The sequence below is a fragment of the Amycolatopsis sp. NPDC000009 genome, from assembly GCF_055563465.1.
Genome location: NZ_JBVHDI010000013.1, coordinates 33,214 through 48,109 on the forward strand (window position 1 = coordinate 33,214; position 14,896 = coordinate 48,109).

The following is a 14,896-nucleotide window of genomic DNA, read 5'->3' on the forward strand; positions in this document are numbered from 1 at the left end:
GTGTGAATCCGGCGAGGCCGGGTACGCCTCGGATATGCGTGCATTGGTGATCGGCTGGGCGAGTTTCCGGCACGGCGAGGCGACGGCAGGGGACGTTCTCAGTATGCGCAGGGTCGACCAGGCGCTGTCGACCATGGGACTCCCGCACGATCTGGCGTGGAGCCCGGTGTACCGGCCGGGCGACGTGAACTACGAAGAGGTGGATCCGGCACGGTACAGCCACGTGGTGTTCGTCTGCGGGCCCGCGCACGGTAGGCAGGTGCGCGAGGTGCACCGGAGGTTCGCCCACTGCCACCGGATCGCCGTCGGGGTCACGGTGATCGACCCGGAGGAGGACACGGTCACGGGCTTCGACGAGGTCTTCGCGCGGGATCGGGACGGCGTCGGCACACCGGATCTCTCCCTCGGCGTGCCGACCGACGCGGCGCTGGTGACGGGGGTGATCCTGGCGCCGGAACAGCGGGAATACGGCGACTCCAGCCGCCACGCGGCGGTGCATGACTCCGTGACGGACTGGATCTCCGGGGTCGATTGTGCCCGGGTGCCGCTCGACACGCGGCTGGCGGCTTCGGATTGGGAACGCTGTGAGACGCCGGACCAGTTCACGTCGATCCTGGCGCATCTCGACGTCGTGGTCACGACGCGGCTGCACGGGCTGGTCCTGAGTCTTCAGACAGGCGTGCCCGCTCTGGCCATCGATCCCGTCGAGGGTGGTGGCAAGGTCACCGCCCAGGCCGACGCGCTCGGCTGGCCCGCCCTCGTCCCGGCCGAGGAGGCGGGGGACCGTGACGTGCTCGACTCATGGTGGCGCTGGTGTTCTTCGGTACAGGGCCGGGCGGTGGCCGCGTTGCGCGCGCTGCCCGGTGACGACGGGCTCGTGCGGGACATGGTGAAGGCGCTCAAGACCAGGCCGGTGCGATGAGCGCGCCCGCGACGACGGTGGTGATCGCCACCCGCGATCGGGCACCCGAACTGGAACGGACGTTACGGCGGCTGACGGCGTTGCGGCCGCCACCGCCGATCGTGGTGGTGGACAACGGATCGTCCGACGGTACGGCGGACATGGCCGCCACGTTCCCTGGCGTGCGCGTCGTCCGGTTGCCGCGCAACATCGGTGTGTCCGCGCGGAATCTCGGGGTCGCGGTGGCGCGGACGCCGTATGTCGCCTTCAGTGACGACGATTCCTGGTGGGCCGAGGACGCGCTCGCCGAGGCCGAGCGCATCCTCGACGCCCACGACGACGTCGGCCTGGTCGCCGCGAAAACCCTGGTGGGGGAGGCAGAACGCGAGGACCCGGTCGTCTCGTTGATGGCCGCCAGCCCCCTCGGCAGGCCCGACGGGCTTCCCGGGCCGGCCGTGCTCGGGTTCCTCGCCTGCTCCGCGGTCGTCCGGCGGACCGCCTATCTGCAGGCCGCCGGTTTTCACCCCCTGCTGCATTTCGGCGCCGAGGAGCGGCTGCTGTCCTACGATCTGGCGGCACGCGGCTGGTGGCTCTGCTACGCGGAGGACGTGCGAGCGCACCACCACCCGTCGCCGGTGCGGCCGTCGCCGTCGTGGCGTGAGCGCGCCGAACTCCGCAACCGGATGCTGATCACGGTGATGAGGCGGCCCGTGCGCCGATGTCTTGCCGAAGGATTCCGTGCGCTGGCAAGGGTTCCCCGGGAACCACACGTGCTCGGCGCGCTCGCCGGGGTGCTCCGGCGGCTGCCCCGCGCGCTCGCCGACCGGCAACGGCTGCCCGCTTCGGTGGAGCGCCGCATCCGCGTTCTGGAACACGCCCATGGAGGATGAAGTGACCGGCCGGATCACGGTCGTGGTGATCACGCACAACCGGCGCGCGCAGCTGCTGGAAACCCTCGACTCGATGACCGCGCTGCCCGACGCGGCGCCGATCGTGGTGGTGGACAACGCTTCCGGCGACGGCACGGCGGACGCCGTCGAGGACCGGTTCCCGCCGATCCGGGTGATCCGCTCACCGCGGAACCTCGGCGCCGTCGCGCGCAATCTCGCCGTCCGCGAGGTGGAGACGCCGTATGTGGCGTTCTGCGACGACGACACCCGCTGGCAGCCGGGATCGCTGCGGCGCGCCATCGAGCAGCTCGACGTCCACCCAGGACTGGGTGTGGTGACCGGGCGGTGCCTGGTGGAGCCCGCGCTGACCGAGGACCCGATCACCCCGGAACTGCGGCACTCCCCGGTTCCCGGCCCGGACTGGCTGCCCGGCCCGGCGCTGCTGGGCGTCATGGCGGGCCTGTCGGCCGTCCGCGTCCGCGCGTTCCACGACGTCGGTGGCTTCTCCGACCGGATGTGGCTCGGGGGAGAGGAGGAGCTGTTCGCCCTCGACCTCGCCGCCAACGGCTGGTGGATGTGCTGGGACGAGGAGATGGTGATCCACCACGCTCCCTCGGCCGTCCGCGATCCGCGACGGCGACGGCAGCTGGGCATCCGGAACACCCTGTGGACGTTGTGGTTGCGCCGTCCGATCGGCAGTATCGCGCGCCGGATGGTCGCGGTGCTGCGGTCGGCGCCCTTCGATCGGGCGACGTTCGCGGCGGTGGGGGAAGCGGTGCGGGGGATCCCGTGGGTGCTGCGTGAGCGCGCGGTGGTTCCGGATGCGGTGGAGCGGGGGCTGGTGTTGCTGGAGGAGTCGCAGCGGAACTCGGTCGCGCGACGGTATGTGGGGTGAGACGGGGTCTTGAGGGCTCAGGAGGTTGCGAAAGTGGCTTTCGCGACATGCGCGCCGGATCGGGCTTTGTGAGACGCGCTACGGAGGTCCGATCGTGAACGAGCGTGGTCGGTGTGTGGAAATAGGGATGTTCAGTGGCTTTATTTCCACACACCTCTCCGCAGGGTGTTGCGAAAGCCACTTTCGCAACCTTCAACGTTGCGAAAGTGGCTTTCGCAACGCGCGTGGGGCTGGGCGGGGAGAGATGCGCACCGGACGAGGCCCGCGTACGTGAAGCCGCTCAGGAAGGCGAAGCGGCTGTCGCCACTTCCGTCTCCCCGCTCGAAACGCGCCCATAAGCGCGCAAGGTGTCCGCGGCCACCCGGTCCCACGAGTACCGCGCCCGCACCCGGTCGGTCCCGGCGATCCCGAACGACTCGCGCGCCGAAGCGTCGCCGAGGAGCCGCCGCAGCGCTCCCGCCAAGTCCCTCGGGCTGCGAGGCGGAACCAGCAGACCCGTGACGCCGTCGACGACGGTGTCGGTCAGCCCGCCGACGGCGGTCGCCACGACCGGGACACCGCACGCCATCGCCTCCAGCGGCACGATGCCGAACGGTTCGTACCAAGGCGTGCACACCACCGCGTCGGCGGAGCGCAGGAGCGCGGGCATGTTCTCACGGGACACCAGTCCCGCCAGGTGGACGCGGTCGGCGACGCCGGCCCGATCGGCGATTTCCTGGAGTCGCCGCACTTCGGGAGCCCCGGCGAGAGGGCCCGAGTCCGGGCCTCCCGCGATGACCAGTTCCGTGTCCGGCAGCGACGGCAGCGCGGCGATGGCGAGGTCGAAACCCTTGCGCGGCACCAGCCTGCCGACACTGACGATCCGCTGCCTGGCCGTGCGGGGAGCGGTCTCACCGTCCGGGGTGAACTCGGTCAAGTCTACTCCGCAGGGGACGACCGAGGCCCGTGAGCGCGGCAGGCCCATCCGCACGAGTTCGAAGACCTCGTCCGAGCACGTCGCGATCACCCGGTCCGCCTGTTTGGCGATCATTCGCTCGAGCCGGATCCGCTCGGGCGGGCTCGTGTCCTTTTTCCCTTGATAGCGTCGTTTCACCACGCCCAGCGCGTGAAAGGTCTGGGTCACCGGGATGCCGAGATCCTTCGCCGCGAGGATCGAAGCCAGGCCGGACATCCAGAAATGCGCGTGGACGACGTCCGGCCGGTCCTTGGCCCAGCGCGAGCGCAGCACCCGGCCGAACTCTCCCATATGCGGCAGCAGCTCGTCCTTCGACAGCTTTCTCGCCGGGCCCGCCGGGACATGGACGACGTGGTAGCCGTCCGGCGTCTCGACCGTCGCGGCGACGCGCCGGTTCTCGCGGCGCGTGTAGACGGTGACGTCGTGGCCCTGCCTGCTCAGCGCGGCGGAGAGCTCGGCGACGTGGACGTTCTGGCCACCGGCGTCCGCTCCGCCGAGGGCGGCGAGCGGGCTGGCGTGCTCGGAAACCATCGCGATCCTCATCGGGCTCCTTCCCGCCGCGGTCGGCGTGGTCAAGCGGTCACCTCGGTCAGCACGGCGTCCCAGCGGGCGAGGAACGCGTCGAGCCCGTAATGGCTCAAAGCGAACTCGCGCGCGGTCTTCCCCGCCAGTACGGCGAAATCGGGTTCATGGATCAATGCGCGGTAGGCCCGCGCCAGCACGTCGATGTCCGTCGAGACGGCGCCGGCGTCGGGCGGGATCGCGAGTACGGCTTCGGTGGTCGCGAGTGCGACGACCGGCATGCCGAGGTGCATCGCTTCGAGCAACGAGAGCCCCAGCGACGTCCACCGGGCGGTGTGCAGGTAGACGCGGCGCCGGGCGACCTCGGCGTGCAGGTCCCGGGTGCGCAGGTCGCCGCCGGGACGCACCGCGGCGTGTCGGCCCTCCAGCTCTTCGCTGCCGATCCCGAACACGTCGACCGGCGCGATCTCCGCGAAAGCGGGCAGTAGATCGGTTCCGGTGATCCGCCCGCGTCTCGCCGGTTCGTTGATCAGGGCGGCGCCGTGGGGGAGTTCACCGGTGTAGCGCTCGCCCGGATCGGGGATCCCGTGCGGGACGACCACGGTGGGCGCGAGGCCGGAGTCCCACATCAGTTCGTTGAAGTGGGTGACATGGACCAGCGGGATGTCGCCCCGGTCGGACAGCGGATGCCGGGTCGTGGCCGCGTGCTCCCGGGGTGTGTTGTGCTCGACGTAGACGGCGGGCACTTCCCTGCCGGGGCGGCGGCGCAGCCACCGCGCGGCCAGGTGGATCTCCTCAGGCCGTTGGAGAACGACGACGTCGATGTCGAGGTCTTTCAGTTCGTCGACCGGGACCTCTTCGGCGGCGGGCCACTCACGGCCGCTGAGTCCGCGTCCCCACGGCCCGCCCTCGTCGAGCAGCGGCAGGTGGTAGCGATGGCCGCCCTGCACGAAGGATTCGGTCCAGGATCCGTGAACGTGCCACAGGAGGATCCGGAGCGGGGCCGGTTTCGTCATACCCGCCAAGTTGCCCGTTGTGGACGGACTAAACGTTTTCCCTTGGCTTACTTTGCTTCCGAGTGGCGGCGATACCCACCACGAGGGTCGCGAGCGCGGTCAGCGCGTGGAGGGTGTTGTCGGCCCAGTTGAGATTGACGGCGTCACCGGACATGTCCGTCCCCGCCGAGAGCACGCCGAACGCGGTCAGCCCCGCGAACGCCACGAAAGCCAGCCAGCAGTAGGCCGGGATCGCGGACGGTTTGAAGAACGCGACCAGGCCGAGTACCCCGAGCACGGTTCGGATGACGTCGAGCATCCCGGTCGCGCTGAAGATCCACACCGTGTTCCCGCCGGCCTGGTTCGCCTCGGGGAGGAAGAAGAAGCCGAGTACCCCCAGCACGAGATGGACCAGTGCGATCACCAGCACCACCGGTCGCAGAAGGAAGCCTGTCGTACGCAGGTTCATCGGAAACGCCTCCGTTTCGCCGCGAACCCGTCGGATACCCCGTGGAGACGTCGTGAAACTCCCCAGGCCGGGCGAGCCGGGGGAGTTCCGCGCGCTGGCTCAGCCGGATTGCGGGTCGGTGTCGTCGTGGGGGTCACCGGACGAGGTGCCCTGCTCCCCGCGCACCTCTTCGCGTTCTTCCTCGTCCCGTTTCTCGCCGGGGTCGGCCTTCTTCTCCATCTGGGCCTCCTTCGGTCGCTTGTCCTTGCGGCTACCCCCTTCCGGGCGCGGCCAACCCTCGGATCGCAGGCCATTGTGGACGTTTGGCACCACACGACCGGGGTAGCCGGGAGCAACATCGGCGAACCCGGAGGGGACATGACCGCGATCTCCAACGCAGCAGCGATTCCACTCACCCCGGCGCGCCCCCGGCTGCTGCGGCCGCCAGGGGTGTACCGCCCGCAACACGACACCTGGCTGCTGGCGAGCGTGTTGAGCAAGTCGGGAATGCCGGCCGGGGCAAGAGTTCTCGACCTCTGCACCGGGACCGGCGCCCTCGCGCTGGCGGCCGCGGCCCACGGCGCGGGGTCGGTGACGGCGGTGGACATCTCCCGGCGGGCCCTGGCCGCGGTCTGGGTCAATTCGCGGTTGCGCCGGCTCCCGGTCCGGCCGCTTCGGGGCAGCTTGGCCGAAGCGGCGCGCGGTGGGCCGTTCGACGTAGTGCTGGCGAACCCGCCGTACGTGCCGTCCCCGGTTCCCGCGGCCGGGGCCGCACGGGCGTGGGACGCCGGGCCGGACGGCCGGATCGTGCTCGACCAGGTGTGCGCCGGGGCGGCGTCCCTGGTGGCGCCGGGCGGCTATCTGATGATGGTCCACTCCGCGGTCGCCGGCCCGGACAAGTCGCTGGAGCAGTTGCGCGCGGCGGGAATGACGCCTGCGGTGGTCGCCACCCGGTCGATCCCGTTCGGACCCGTCATGCGGGCGCGGGCGGCCTTCCTCGAAGCGGCGGGCCTGATCGGCGCCGGGCAGCGGCACGAGGAACTGGTGGTGATCCGTGCCGACCGGCCGTGAGACCAGGGTCCGGATCGAACCCGGCGGGCCCCTCCTGGTGGAGGGGCCGGTCGAGATCGTCACCGAAGACGGCGAGACGGTGACCTCGGATCGCTTCGTGGTCGCCCTCTGCGCCTGCCGCCGCAGCAAGCGCTACCCGTTCTGCGACACCAGCCATCGCCGCCGTTCACGGCAAGGGGTGCAGCGGCCTGAGGAGTGAGCTCTCCCCGGCTGACCAGGCGCCAAGCAGGTGCTCGGTCAGCCGGCCCTCCAGCAGGTCGGTGGCCTGGATGCCCAGCGCGATGTCCGCGGCCAGCTCCGGCTCCCGGTCGAGCAGGTCGCCGACGACGTCGTGCCGCAGCACCTGTTCGTGCACCGCGTCGGCCTCGATGTGCTCGGTGTAGAAGTACCGGCATTCGGCGGGGCCGCCGAGGCGTTCCAGTGCCTGGTCCATGCGCCTGGCGGCGGGCGCGGTGGTGATCTCGGCGGCGGCGAAATGCCCGACGAGCGCGCCGCGCAGGCTCCGGTGCAGGCCGAACAGCGACATCATGTTCACCGTCGCGAGCATGGTGGCCGGGACGTGGTCGAGGTAGGCGAGGTAGCCGGACGACAGGCCCGCCGCGGTGAGCAGATCCGCGAACAGGCGGGAATGCGCCTGGTCGGCCCGCCCGCCGCCGAACTCGTCGAACTCCACGGCGACCAGTGCCGCCTTGGCCCTGCCCCGCAGCCGGGGGATCACCCACGCGTGGGGATCGGCCTCCTTGAGGTGGTAGATCGACCGATGCGCGAAGTACTCCTCGACGTGCCACCATTCGCCCTCGTCCCGCAGGAAATGGGAAACGCCGCCCCCGTCGGCCGGTTCGACGAGCAACTCGTCCAGCAGCCCGCGGACGTCGTCCCCGCCGGGCACGGCGGCGCGGATCCCGTCCAGGAACGCGTGCTCCAGAACGGACCGGAAACCGAGCAGGCGGGAGTCCCACTCCCATTCGGAGTCGACGCCGTCGAAGCCCTGATAGTGCAGCTCGTAGCAGACGTGCAGCGCCAACTGCAGGTCTTCACCGAACGGGTCGGCCTCGGTCGCCGCCTCGAGGTCGAAGTCGTCGCGGCGTCCGCCTGCCAGGGTGTCCACCACGGCGGCCGAGAGCGGGCCGCGGATCTCGGGCAGCCTCGCGGCCACCTCACGGTCGATCGTCGTCATGCCCCGGGAGTACCCGGTCTAGGCGTGCGGAACCGTCTCTTCGGTCAGCATCCGCAAGACCGCGACCTCGCCGTCGACGGCGGCCCGGCGTTGCCGTTCGGCACCGGTGCCCTCCCGTTCCAGCTGCCCGAGAAGGGTGCGGACGAGCTCCGCGTCCCCGGTGTCCTCCAGCGCCTGCTTGGTATGCGTCAGCAGCGCGGCGACCCGGTCGCCCACGGGGACCGGCTTTCCCGCGACCGGATCGACGGCCGGTCCCGAAAGACCGTGACGTGCGGCCGTCCACACCGCGGCGGCGGCGATCTGCGGATCCAGCGGCGCGGCCTCCACCCCGTGGTCCAGATCGGAGAGGGCGGTGCGCACCAGCGCGCGAGTCAGCAGGCCCTGAAGGACTGCTTCGTCGACGGTGGAGGCGGTGTCGGCGGCGCGCACCTCGACCGTCGGCCACCGTGCCGACGGCCTCGCGAGCCAGAAGGTCTGGTTCTCGTCCACCAGGACACCGCAGTCCACCAGCCGTCCGACCTGCTCCTCGTAAGCGGCGGCGTCCGCGAAGTACGGTGCGACGCCGGAACCGGGGAACCGGCTCTGCTCGACCATCCGCCAGCTCTCGTAGCCGGTGTCGCGGCCGCCCTCGAAGGGCGAGTTGCCCGACAGCGCGAGCAAGGTGGGCAGCCATTCACCCAGATGGTTCACGACGGCGACCGCCGTCTCCCGGTCGGGGACGCCGACGTGCACGTGGCATCCGCAGGCTTCGTACGCCTTGACCACGCCCGCGTACAGCGCGTCGACCTTGCCGAACCGGTCGTCGGTACCGTAGTCGCGCTCGGGTGAGCGGCGCGGGGGAGTGCCGGACGCGATGACGGCGCAGTCCTCTGCCGCGGCCGCTTCGGCGAGCGTGCGGCGCCCGGCGGTCAGGTGTTCGTACAGCTCGTCGGCGGTTTCGCAGACCCCGGTGGCGGCCTCGATCTGGGTCGGCCGCAGCTCCCGGTGGACCGCGGCGCCGTCCGGCAGCGGACAGCAGATCCGGTGCCGTTCGAGCACCGCCTCCGCCCGGGGACAGCTCACCCCGGTCCTGGGGTCGACCAGCAGGAACTCCTCTTCGATACCGATGCCGGTCATCACCGCTCCCGCTTCTTCGGCAGCGCGCGCACGGCCGGCCCCTGGATCACCGACCCGTCCAGACCGAACCGCGAACCGTGGCAAGGGCAGTCCCAGGTCTTCTCCGCGTTGTTGAACGCGACGAGGCAACCCAGATGGGTGCAGTGGGCACCGACGGCGTGCAGTTCACCGCCCGGATCGCGGTAGGCGGCGACGAGTTCGCCGCCGTCACGGGTCACCTTCGCCTCGCCGGGCAGGATCTCGTCCAGCGACGCTGGTTTGCGCAGCGCGCTGAGATGGTCGCCGACCAGGAACTTCGCCACGGTGGCGTTGTTCTCGACGGTCGAGATCGCGGACCGGAGGTCGAAACGGTTCGGGTCGTACAGACTCACGGACGGGTTGTCACGTCCGGTCAGGAGATCCGCGAGCAGCAGCCCGGCCGCGGTGCCGCCGGTCATCCCCCACTGGCCGAAGCCGGTGGCGACCCAGAGGTGGCGGCTCGCCGGGTGATAGCGCCCGACGTACGGCACCGAGTCCAAAGTAGACAGATCATGGGCGGACCACCGATGGGTGACCCGGTGCACCCCCGCGTGCTCGCCCGCCCAGCTCGCCAGCCGTTCGTAGCGGCTCTCGACGTCGACGGAGTCACCCACCCGGTAGTGCTCGCCGCCCACGACCGCGTACGGGACGCCGTCCTTGAGGTAGCTCCGCACGGAGTGGTGGGTGTCGGCGTCGAGGTACATCCCGTCGGGCGAGCGATTGCCTTCCACCGGTCCCGCGACGACCAGGTCGCGCACCGGGTCGAGCCGGGCGAAGAACAGGCCGCGGTCGAAAACGGGGTAGTGGGTGGCCACCACGACCTCACCCACCCGGACTTCGCCGGAACTGGTGCGCACCTTGACGCCGCCGAGTTCGTCGACGCCTTCCGCCCGCACCCCCTCGACGATCGTCCCGCCCGCGCGTTCGATCTCGTCGGCCAGCGCGAGCAGCCAGCGGCGTGGGTGGAAATGCGCCTGAGAGGCGAACTTCACCGCGCCGAGGGCGGGCACGTCGAGGTCGACCTCGGTGACGTATGAGGCCGGAAGACCGGCCTCGGCGGCCGCTTCCGCCTCGCGTTCGAGGCTTTCGACCGTCCCGGGATGGGTCGTGTAGACGAAGCTGTCGGCGCGGGTGAAACCGCAGTCGATGCCGAGTTCGGCCGTGGCCGCGGCGATCCAGTCCAGCGCGGCCGCCTGCGTGTACGCGTACGTCGCGGCGGCTTCGGAGCCCTTCGTCTTGGCCAGCGTGGCGTACTTGAGCCCGTGCTGGGTGCTGACCTTCGCCGTGGTGTGGCCGGAAACCCCGGCCGCGAGGCGGCCGGCCTCCAGCACCAGGACCGAGCGGCCCGCCCTCGCCAGCCGGTACGCCGTCGTGAGCCCGGCGATACCGCCGCCGAGCACGGCGACGTCGGCCTCCGGCGGCAGCGGCGTTCCGGTGCGGTCGGGAGCGGGAGCGGTGTCGAGCCACAGTGAACGCGTTCCGGGCAACTCGGTCATGACGGCCGGATTCCCGGGCGGCGACAGGGGCAAACCAGGGTTTTCCGGAACTTCGGAGCGGGTAGCACTGGCCTATGACCACATCCTCCAGGCCCCCAGAGGAAAAGAACATCTTCGTGATCGGTCTCGACGACAGCAATGACGAGGTGCTGAGACGAGTCCCCGGTGCCGACCGGTATCGCTTCCACGCCTTGCTGTCGCCCGAGGAACTCCAGCACGGCGAGATCCCGATCGTGGAACTCGTGGAGAAGGCCGAGTCGCAGCTGGACGCCTTCGACGGCCCGATCGACGCGATCGTCAGCTACTGGGACTTCCCGTCTTCGACGATGGTGGCCATGCTGTGCGAGAAGTACGGCCTTCCCGGTGTTTCGCTGGAAGCCGTGCTGAAATGCGAGCACAAGTACTGGAGCCGCCTCGAACAGTCGAAGGTGATCGACGAGGTGCCGGCGTTCGGCATCGTCGACCTGGACGAGGACGACCCCCGGCCGCCGGAGGGTGTCGACTACCCCATGTGGCTCAAGCCGGTGAAGTCGTTCTCCTCGGAGCTGGCCTTCCACGTCGCCGACGAGGACGAGTTCGACAAGGCCGTCGCCGAGATCCGGGCGGGTGTCGACCGGGTCGGCAAGCCCTTCGAGCGTGTGCTCGCCACGGTCGATCTCCCCGCCGAGGTGGCCGCCGCCGGGGGAGCCGCGTGCCTCGCGGAAGGTGAGCTCAACGCCGTGCAGGCCGCGACCGAAGGCTATGTCTACAAAGGACAGGTCACGGTCTACGGCGTCATCGATTCGATCAACTATCCCGACACCGCTTCGTTCCAGCGGCATCAGTACCCCTCGCAGCTGCCCGAGGACGCCGTCGAGCGGATGAAGGAGATCTCCGTCCGCGTCATGGAGCAGATCGGCTTCGACAACGCCACGTTCAGCATCGAGTTCTTCTGCCACCCCGAATCCGGCCAGGCCTGCCTGCTGGAGATCAATCCGCGGCATTCGCAGTCCCACGCGGAGCTGTTCGAATACGTCGACGGGGTGGCGAACCACCAGATCATGGTCCAGCTGGGCCTCGGCCAGGACCCCCGGACGCGGCGCAACCGGGGTGACTACCGGATCGCGGGCAAGTGGTACTACCGCCGCTTCCGCGACGGGCTGGTCACCCGGGTGCCCACCCGCGGCGAGATCGCGGACCTGGAGGCGGAGATCCCCGGGGTGAAGATCGAGCCGGTGGCCGAGAAGGGGGTCCGGCTCTCCGATCTGCCCGAACAGGACAGCTACAGCTACGAGCTCGCGCACATCTTCGTCGCGGCACAGACCGAACGGGAGATGGAGAGCAAATACCGCCGGTGCGTCGAGGCATTGCGGTTCGACTTCGAGGAGGGATAGCCCATGCGGACGGTGGCCTCGCTGCCGTACGAGATCACCGAGGAGGACCATGTCTGGATCCCGGTGTCCGACGGTGTCCGGTTGTCGGCCCGGATCTGGCGGCCGGTCGCTTCGGACGGTGAGCCGGTCCCCGCGATCCTGGAGTACATCCCGTACCGTCACCGCGACCTGACCTCGGTGCGGGACTCCGTGCACCATCCGTACCTCGCGGGACACGGCTACGCCTGTGTCCGCGTCGACATCCGAGGTTCGGGGGAGTCGGAGGGCGTTCTCGCCGACGAGTACCTCGAGCGGGAGCAACTCGACGCCGAGGACGTCCTGGAGTGGATCGCCGCGCAGCCGTGGTGCTCCGGCCGGACCGGCATGATGGGGATCTCGTGGGGCGGGTTCGCCGCGTTGCAGGTGGCGGCGCGCAAACCGCCGAGCCTGACCGCGATCGCGATCTCGTCGTTCACCGACGACCGCTACTCCGACGACATGCACTACATGGGTGGTTGCCTGCTTTCGGACAACGTCGCCGAAGCCTCCACGATGTTCGCCTACGCCACGTTGCCGCCCGACCCCGCGCTCGCGGGTGAGCGGTGGCGCGAGCTGTGGCACGAACGGCTGGAGAACTGCGGCCTCTGGGCCGGTGAATGGCTGAGCCACCAGCGCCGGGACGACTACTGGCGGCACGCGTCGGTCTGTGAGAACTACAGTGACGTCCAGGTGCCGGTCCTCGCCTCCAGCGGCTGGGCGGATGGGTACTCGAACGCGGTTTCGCGGCTGCTGGCCAATCTCGACGTGCCGCGGCGCGGGCTGATCGGGCCGTGGTCCCACAAGTACCCGCATCTCGGACGGCCCGGCCCCGCCATCGGGTATCTGCAGGAACTGGTCCGCTGGTGGGACCACTGGCTGAAGGACGTCGAGAACGGCGTCATGGACGGGCCGATGCTCCAGACCTGGATGCAGGACAGCGTCCCGCCGTCGACCTCGTACGAGGACCGTCCCGGCCGCTGGGTCGGGGAGCCGTCCTGGCCTTCACCGCATGTGCGCCCGTCCGAGCACCGGCTCGCCCGGCACCGGATCGCCCGTCCGGGTGAGGAGGTCCCGGCGGAGAACCTGTCGGTGGAGTCGCCGCTTTCGGTCGGCCAGTTCGCCGGCAAGTGGGCTTCCTACAGCGCTCCGCCCGATCTGCCCTACGACCAGCGGGAGGAGGACGGCGGCTCGCTCGTCTTCGATACCGACGAACTCACCGAGCCGTGTGAGATCCTCGGTTCGCCGGTGGTGGATCTGGAGGTCTCCGCGGACAAACCGGTGGCGCAGGTCGCCGTCCGGCTGTCCGACGTCGCCCCGGACGGCAGGGCCACCCGCGTGACCTACGGGCTGCTGAACCTGACCCACCGGGACGGGCACGACGAACCGGAGCCGCTCGAACCGGGTAAGCGGTACCGGGTGCGCGTCGAGCTCAACGCCGTCGCGCAGGCGTTCCCCACCGGGCACCGCATCCGGCTGTCGCTCTCGTCGTCGTACTGGCCGCTGGCGTGGCCGCCGCCGGAACCGGCGATGGTGACCGTCCACACAGGACAGAGTTCGCTCACGCTGCCGGTGCGGCCGATGGCGGAAGCCGACGAGGTACCCGCGCGGCCGTTCGGCGAACCCGAAGGGGCGGAACCGCTGCCCGCGACCCAGATCGAGCCCGGCGAGCAGCGCTGGACCGTCTCGCGTGACCTGATCGACTACCGGTCCGCGCTGGACATCGTCAAGGACGAGGGCAAGGTCCGGTTCGACGACATCGATCTGGACGTCACCAGGAACGTCTTCGAGCGCTACTCGTGGGTGGCCGACGACTTCTGCTCGCCGGTGGCGGAGACGGCCTGGTCGATGACGTTCGCCCGTGGCGACTGGGAAGCGAGGTCCGAGACCCGTACCCGGGTTTCCTGCACACCCACGGAGTTCGTCGTCGACGCGCAGCTCGACGCCTACGAAGGCGAGCGAAGGACGTTCTCCCGCAACTGGCATCGGACGGTTCCCCGTGATCAGGTCTAAGACGAGTCTCGCGGCGAAGTCGCTGCTCGCGTGGTTGCGCCTCACCGGTCGGAAGCGCACCTACGCCGAGCTCGACCGGTTCCGCCGAAGCATCGAAAGCAGCCAGGCGAAGGGAGATCGGGGGCCGATCCGCTCGGTCAGGCGCCGGTTCGACGTCCAGCGGTCCGAAGTGGACGGGCGGCCCTGCTACACGATCCGCTCGCGCGGCGGCGGGGACGGCAAGCACGTGCTGTACTTCCACGGCGGCGCCTACGTGCACCAGATCCAGCACGACCACTGGCGGTTCTTCGGACGGCTGATCGACCGCACCGGCTGCTCGGTCACCGTGCCGATCTATCCGCTGGCCCCGGACCACCAGTGCCCGGAGACCACCGCGTTCGTCCGCCGTGCCTACGACGAGTTCTCCGCGGGCGCCGGCCCGGAGGAGCAGATCGTGATGGGGGATTCCGCCGGCGCGGGGATCGCACTGGCGCTCATCAAGGCGTTGCGGGACGAAGGAAGGCCGGTGCCCAAGGAGACCGTCCTGCTGTCGCCGTGGCTGGACCTGACGATGAGCCACCCGGCGCAACCCGCGCTGGACGAGCGGGACCCGTACCTCGCGCTCACCGGCCTGAACGAGGCGGCCAGGCTCTACAGTGGACAGCTGCCACGTACCGATCCCCGGCTCAGCCCGGTGTTCGGCGACCTTTCGGGGCTCGGGGCACTGACCGTCTACATCGGAACCAAGGACGTCCTCCTGTCCGACGCCCGGCGCCTCCACACGCTGTGCACCGAACAGGGCGTGCCGCTGAGTTACCACGAGTACGAGGGCATGATCCACGCGTGGATGCTGGCCTCGATCCCGGAAGCGAAGCTGGCGCTGGAGGAGATCGCGCATCTTGTGGACCGAGCGCTCGTGAAAGGGGTGTAGCCGCGTGAAGAGCGGGTAACCGGAAGGCAACGGCCGGTGCAGCGAGGTTGTACGTCCGCCGGCCGTGAGGTGGACCGGCGTGGGCAACCCCGGCGGGGCAG

At 70.1% G+C, this 14,896-nt stretch carries 14 protein-coding genes; 8 read left to right on the plus strand and 6 right to left on the minus strand.

The features are described 5' to 3' along the window. Positions 1 to 34: 34 nt before the first annotated feature. Genes ACZ3HL_RS28965 through ACZ3HL_RS28975 form a run of 3 tightly spaced genes read left to right on the plus strand, consistent with a single transcriptional unit; the run spans position 35 to position 2,686 of the window. Positions 35 to 922, plus strand: coding sequence for a polysaccharide pyruvyl transferase family protein (locus ACZ3HL_RS28965; protein WP_465534763.1), 888 nt, complete (start codon positions 35 to 37; stop codon positions 920 to 922). Continuing rightward, on the plus strand, positions 919 to 1,791 hold the full coding sequence (locus ACZ3HL_RS28970) for a glycosyltransferase family 2 protein (RefSeq protein ID WP_465534764.1): 873 nt from the start codon (positions 919 to 921) through the stop codon (positions 1,789 to 1,791). The genes ACZ3HL_RS28965 and ACZ3HL_RS28970 overlap by 4 nt, the downstream gene beginning before the upstream one ends. Beyond that, positions 1,781 to 2,686: a glycosyltransferase family 2 protein gene (locus ACZ3HL_RS28975; protein WP_465534765.1), complete on the plus strand. Its 906-nt coding sequence runs from the start codon at positions 1,781 to 1,783 to the stop codon at positions 2,684 to 2,686. The genes ACZ3HL_RS28970 and ACZ3HL_RS28975 overlap by 11 nt, the downstream gene beginning before the upstream one ends. Before the next feature lie 280 nt (positions 2,687 to 2,966). On the opposite strand, the gene ACZ3HL_RS28980 is transcribed toward ACZ3HL_RS28975, so the two are convergent. From ACZ3HL_RS28980 to ACZ3HL_RS28990, 3 genes are read right to left on the minus strand one after another with little or no spacing between them, the layout of a single operon-like run. After that, positions 2,967 to 4,184 (minus strand): glycosyltransferase, encoded by a 1,218-nt coding sequence (locus ACZ3HL_RS28980; RefSeq protein WP_465534766.1) that lies wholly within the window; start codon positions 4,182 to 4,184, stop codon positions 2,967 to 2,969. A 29-nt stretch (positions 4,185 to 4,213) separates the two neighbouring features. Continuing rightward, on the minus strand, positions 4,214 to 5,179 hold the full coding sequence (locus ACZ3HL_RS28985; protein WP_465534767.1) for a glycosyltransferase: 966 nt from the start codon (positions 5,177 to 5,179) through the stop codon (positions 4,214 to 4,216). 28 nt (positions 5,180 to 5,207) lie between these two features. Then, entirely contained in the window at positions 5,208 to 5,627 is a 420-nt protein-coding gene (locus ACZ3HL_RS28990; protein WP_465534768.1) for a DUF4383 domain-containing protein, read from the minus strand. 357 nt (positions 5,628 to 5,984) lie between these two features. Here ACZ3HL_RS28990 and ACZ3HL_RS28995 point away from each other — a divergent pair, with 357 nt between their 5' ends. Together ACZ3HL_RS28995 and ACZ3HL_RS29000 are read left to right on the plus strand one after the other, a co-directional pair. Next, on the plus strand, positions 5,985 to 6,677 hold the full coding sequence (locus ACZ3HL_RS28995; protein ID WP_465417836.1) for a methyltransferase: 693 nt from the start codon (positions 5,985 to 5,987) through the stop codon (positions 6,675 to 6,677). Beyond that, positions 6,661 to 6,876: a CDGSH iron-sulfur domain-containing protein gene (locus ACZ3HL_RS29000; RefSeq protein ID WP_465417833.1), complete on the plus strand. Its 216-nt coding sequence runs from the start codon at positions 6,661 to 6,663 to the stop codon at positions 6,874 to 6,876. The genes ACZ3HL_RS28995 and ACZ3HL_RS29000 overlap by 17 nt, the downstream gene beginning before the upstream one ends. Here ACZ3HL_RS29000 and ACZ3HL_RS29005 read toward each other — a convergent pair. Genes ACZ3HL_RS29005 through ACZ3HL_RS29015 form a run of 3 tightly spaced genes read right to left on the minus strand, consistent with a single transcriptional unit; the run spans position 6,844 to position 10,484 of the window. Further along, the gene (locus ACZ3HL_RS29005) at positions 6,844 to 7,854 is read right to left on the minus strand and encodes an iron-containing redox enzyme family protein (protein WP_465534769.1); all 1,011 of its coding nucleotides are present in this window, start codon (positions 7,852 to 7,854) and stop codon (positions 6,844 to 6,846) included. The two genes, ACZ3HL_RS29000 and ACZ3HL_RS29005, sit on opposite strands and share 33 nt — an antisense overlap. Positions 7,855 to 7,872: 18 nt before the next feature. Then, entirely contained in the window at positions 7,873 to 8,970 is a 1,098-nt protein-coding gene (locus ACZ3HL_RS29010) for a carboxylate-amine ligase (RefSeq protein WP_465534770.1), read from the minus strand. Then, positions 8,970 to 10,484, minus strand: a complete 1,515-nt coding sequence (locus ACZ3HL_RS29015; RefSeq protein ID WP_465534771.1) for an FAD-dependent oxidoreductase — start codon at positions 10,482 to 10,484, stop codon at positions 8,970 to 8,972. The genes ACZ3HL_RS29010 and ACZ3HL_RS29015 overlap by 1 nt, the downstream gene beginning before the upstream one ends. A gap of 74 nt (positions 10,485 to 10,558) precedes the next feature. Between ACZ3HL_RS29015 and ACZ3HL_RS29020 the strand changes: the two genes are divergently transcribed. Genes ACZ3HL_RS29020 through ACZ3HL_RS29030 form a run of 3 tightly spaced genes read left to right on the plus strand, consistent with a single transcriptional unit; the run spans position 10,559 to position 14,795 of the window. After that, positions 10,559 to 11,857: an ATP-grasp domain-containing protein gene (locus ACZ3HL_RS29020; RefSeq protein WP_465534772.1), complete on the plus strand. Its 1,299-nt coding sequence runs from the start codon at positions 10,559 to 10,561 to the stop codon at positions 11,855 to 11,857. Between the two features lie 3 nt (positions 11,858 to 11,860). Beyond that, positions 11,861 to 13,885 carry a CocE/NonD family hydrolase gene (locus ACZ3HL_RS29025; protein WP_465534773.1) on the plus strand — a complete coding sequence of 675 codons (2,025 nt, stop codon included), beginning with the start codon at positions 11,861 to 11,863 and terminating at the stop codon, positions 13,883 to 13,885. Then, positions 13,872 to 14,795, plus strand: coding sequence for an alpha/beta hydrolase (locus ACZ3HL_RS29030; RefSeq protein WP_465534774.1), 924 nt, complete (start codon positions 13,872 to 13,874; stop codon positions 14,793 to 14,795). Before ACZ3HL_RS29025 ends, ACZ3HL_RS29030 begins: the two co-directional genes overlap by 14 nt. The last annotated feature ends 101 nt before the right edge of the window (positions 14,796 to 14,896 follow it).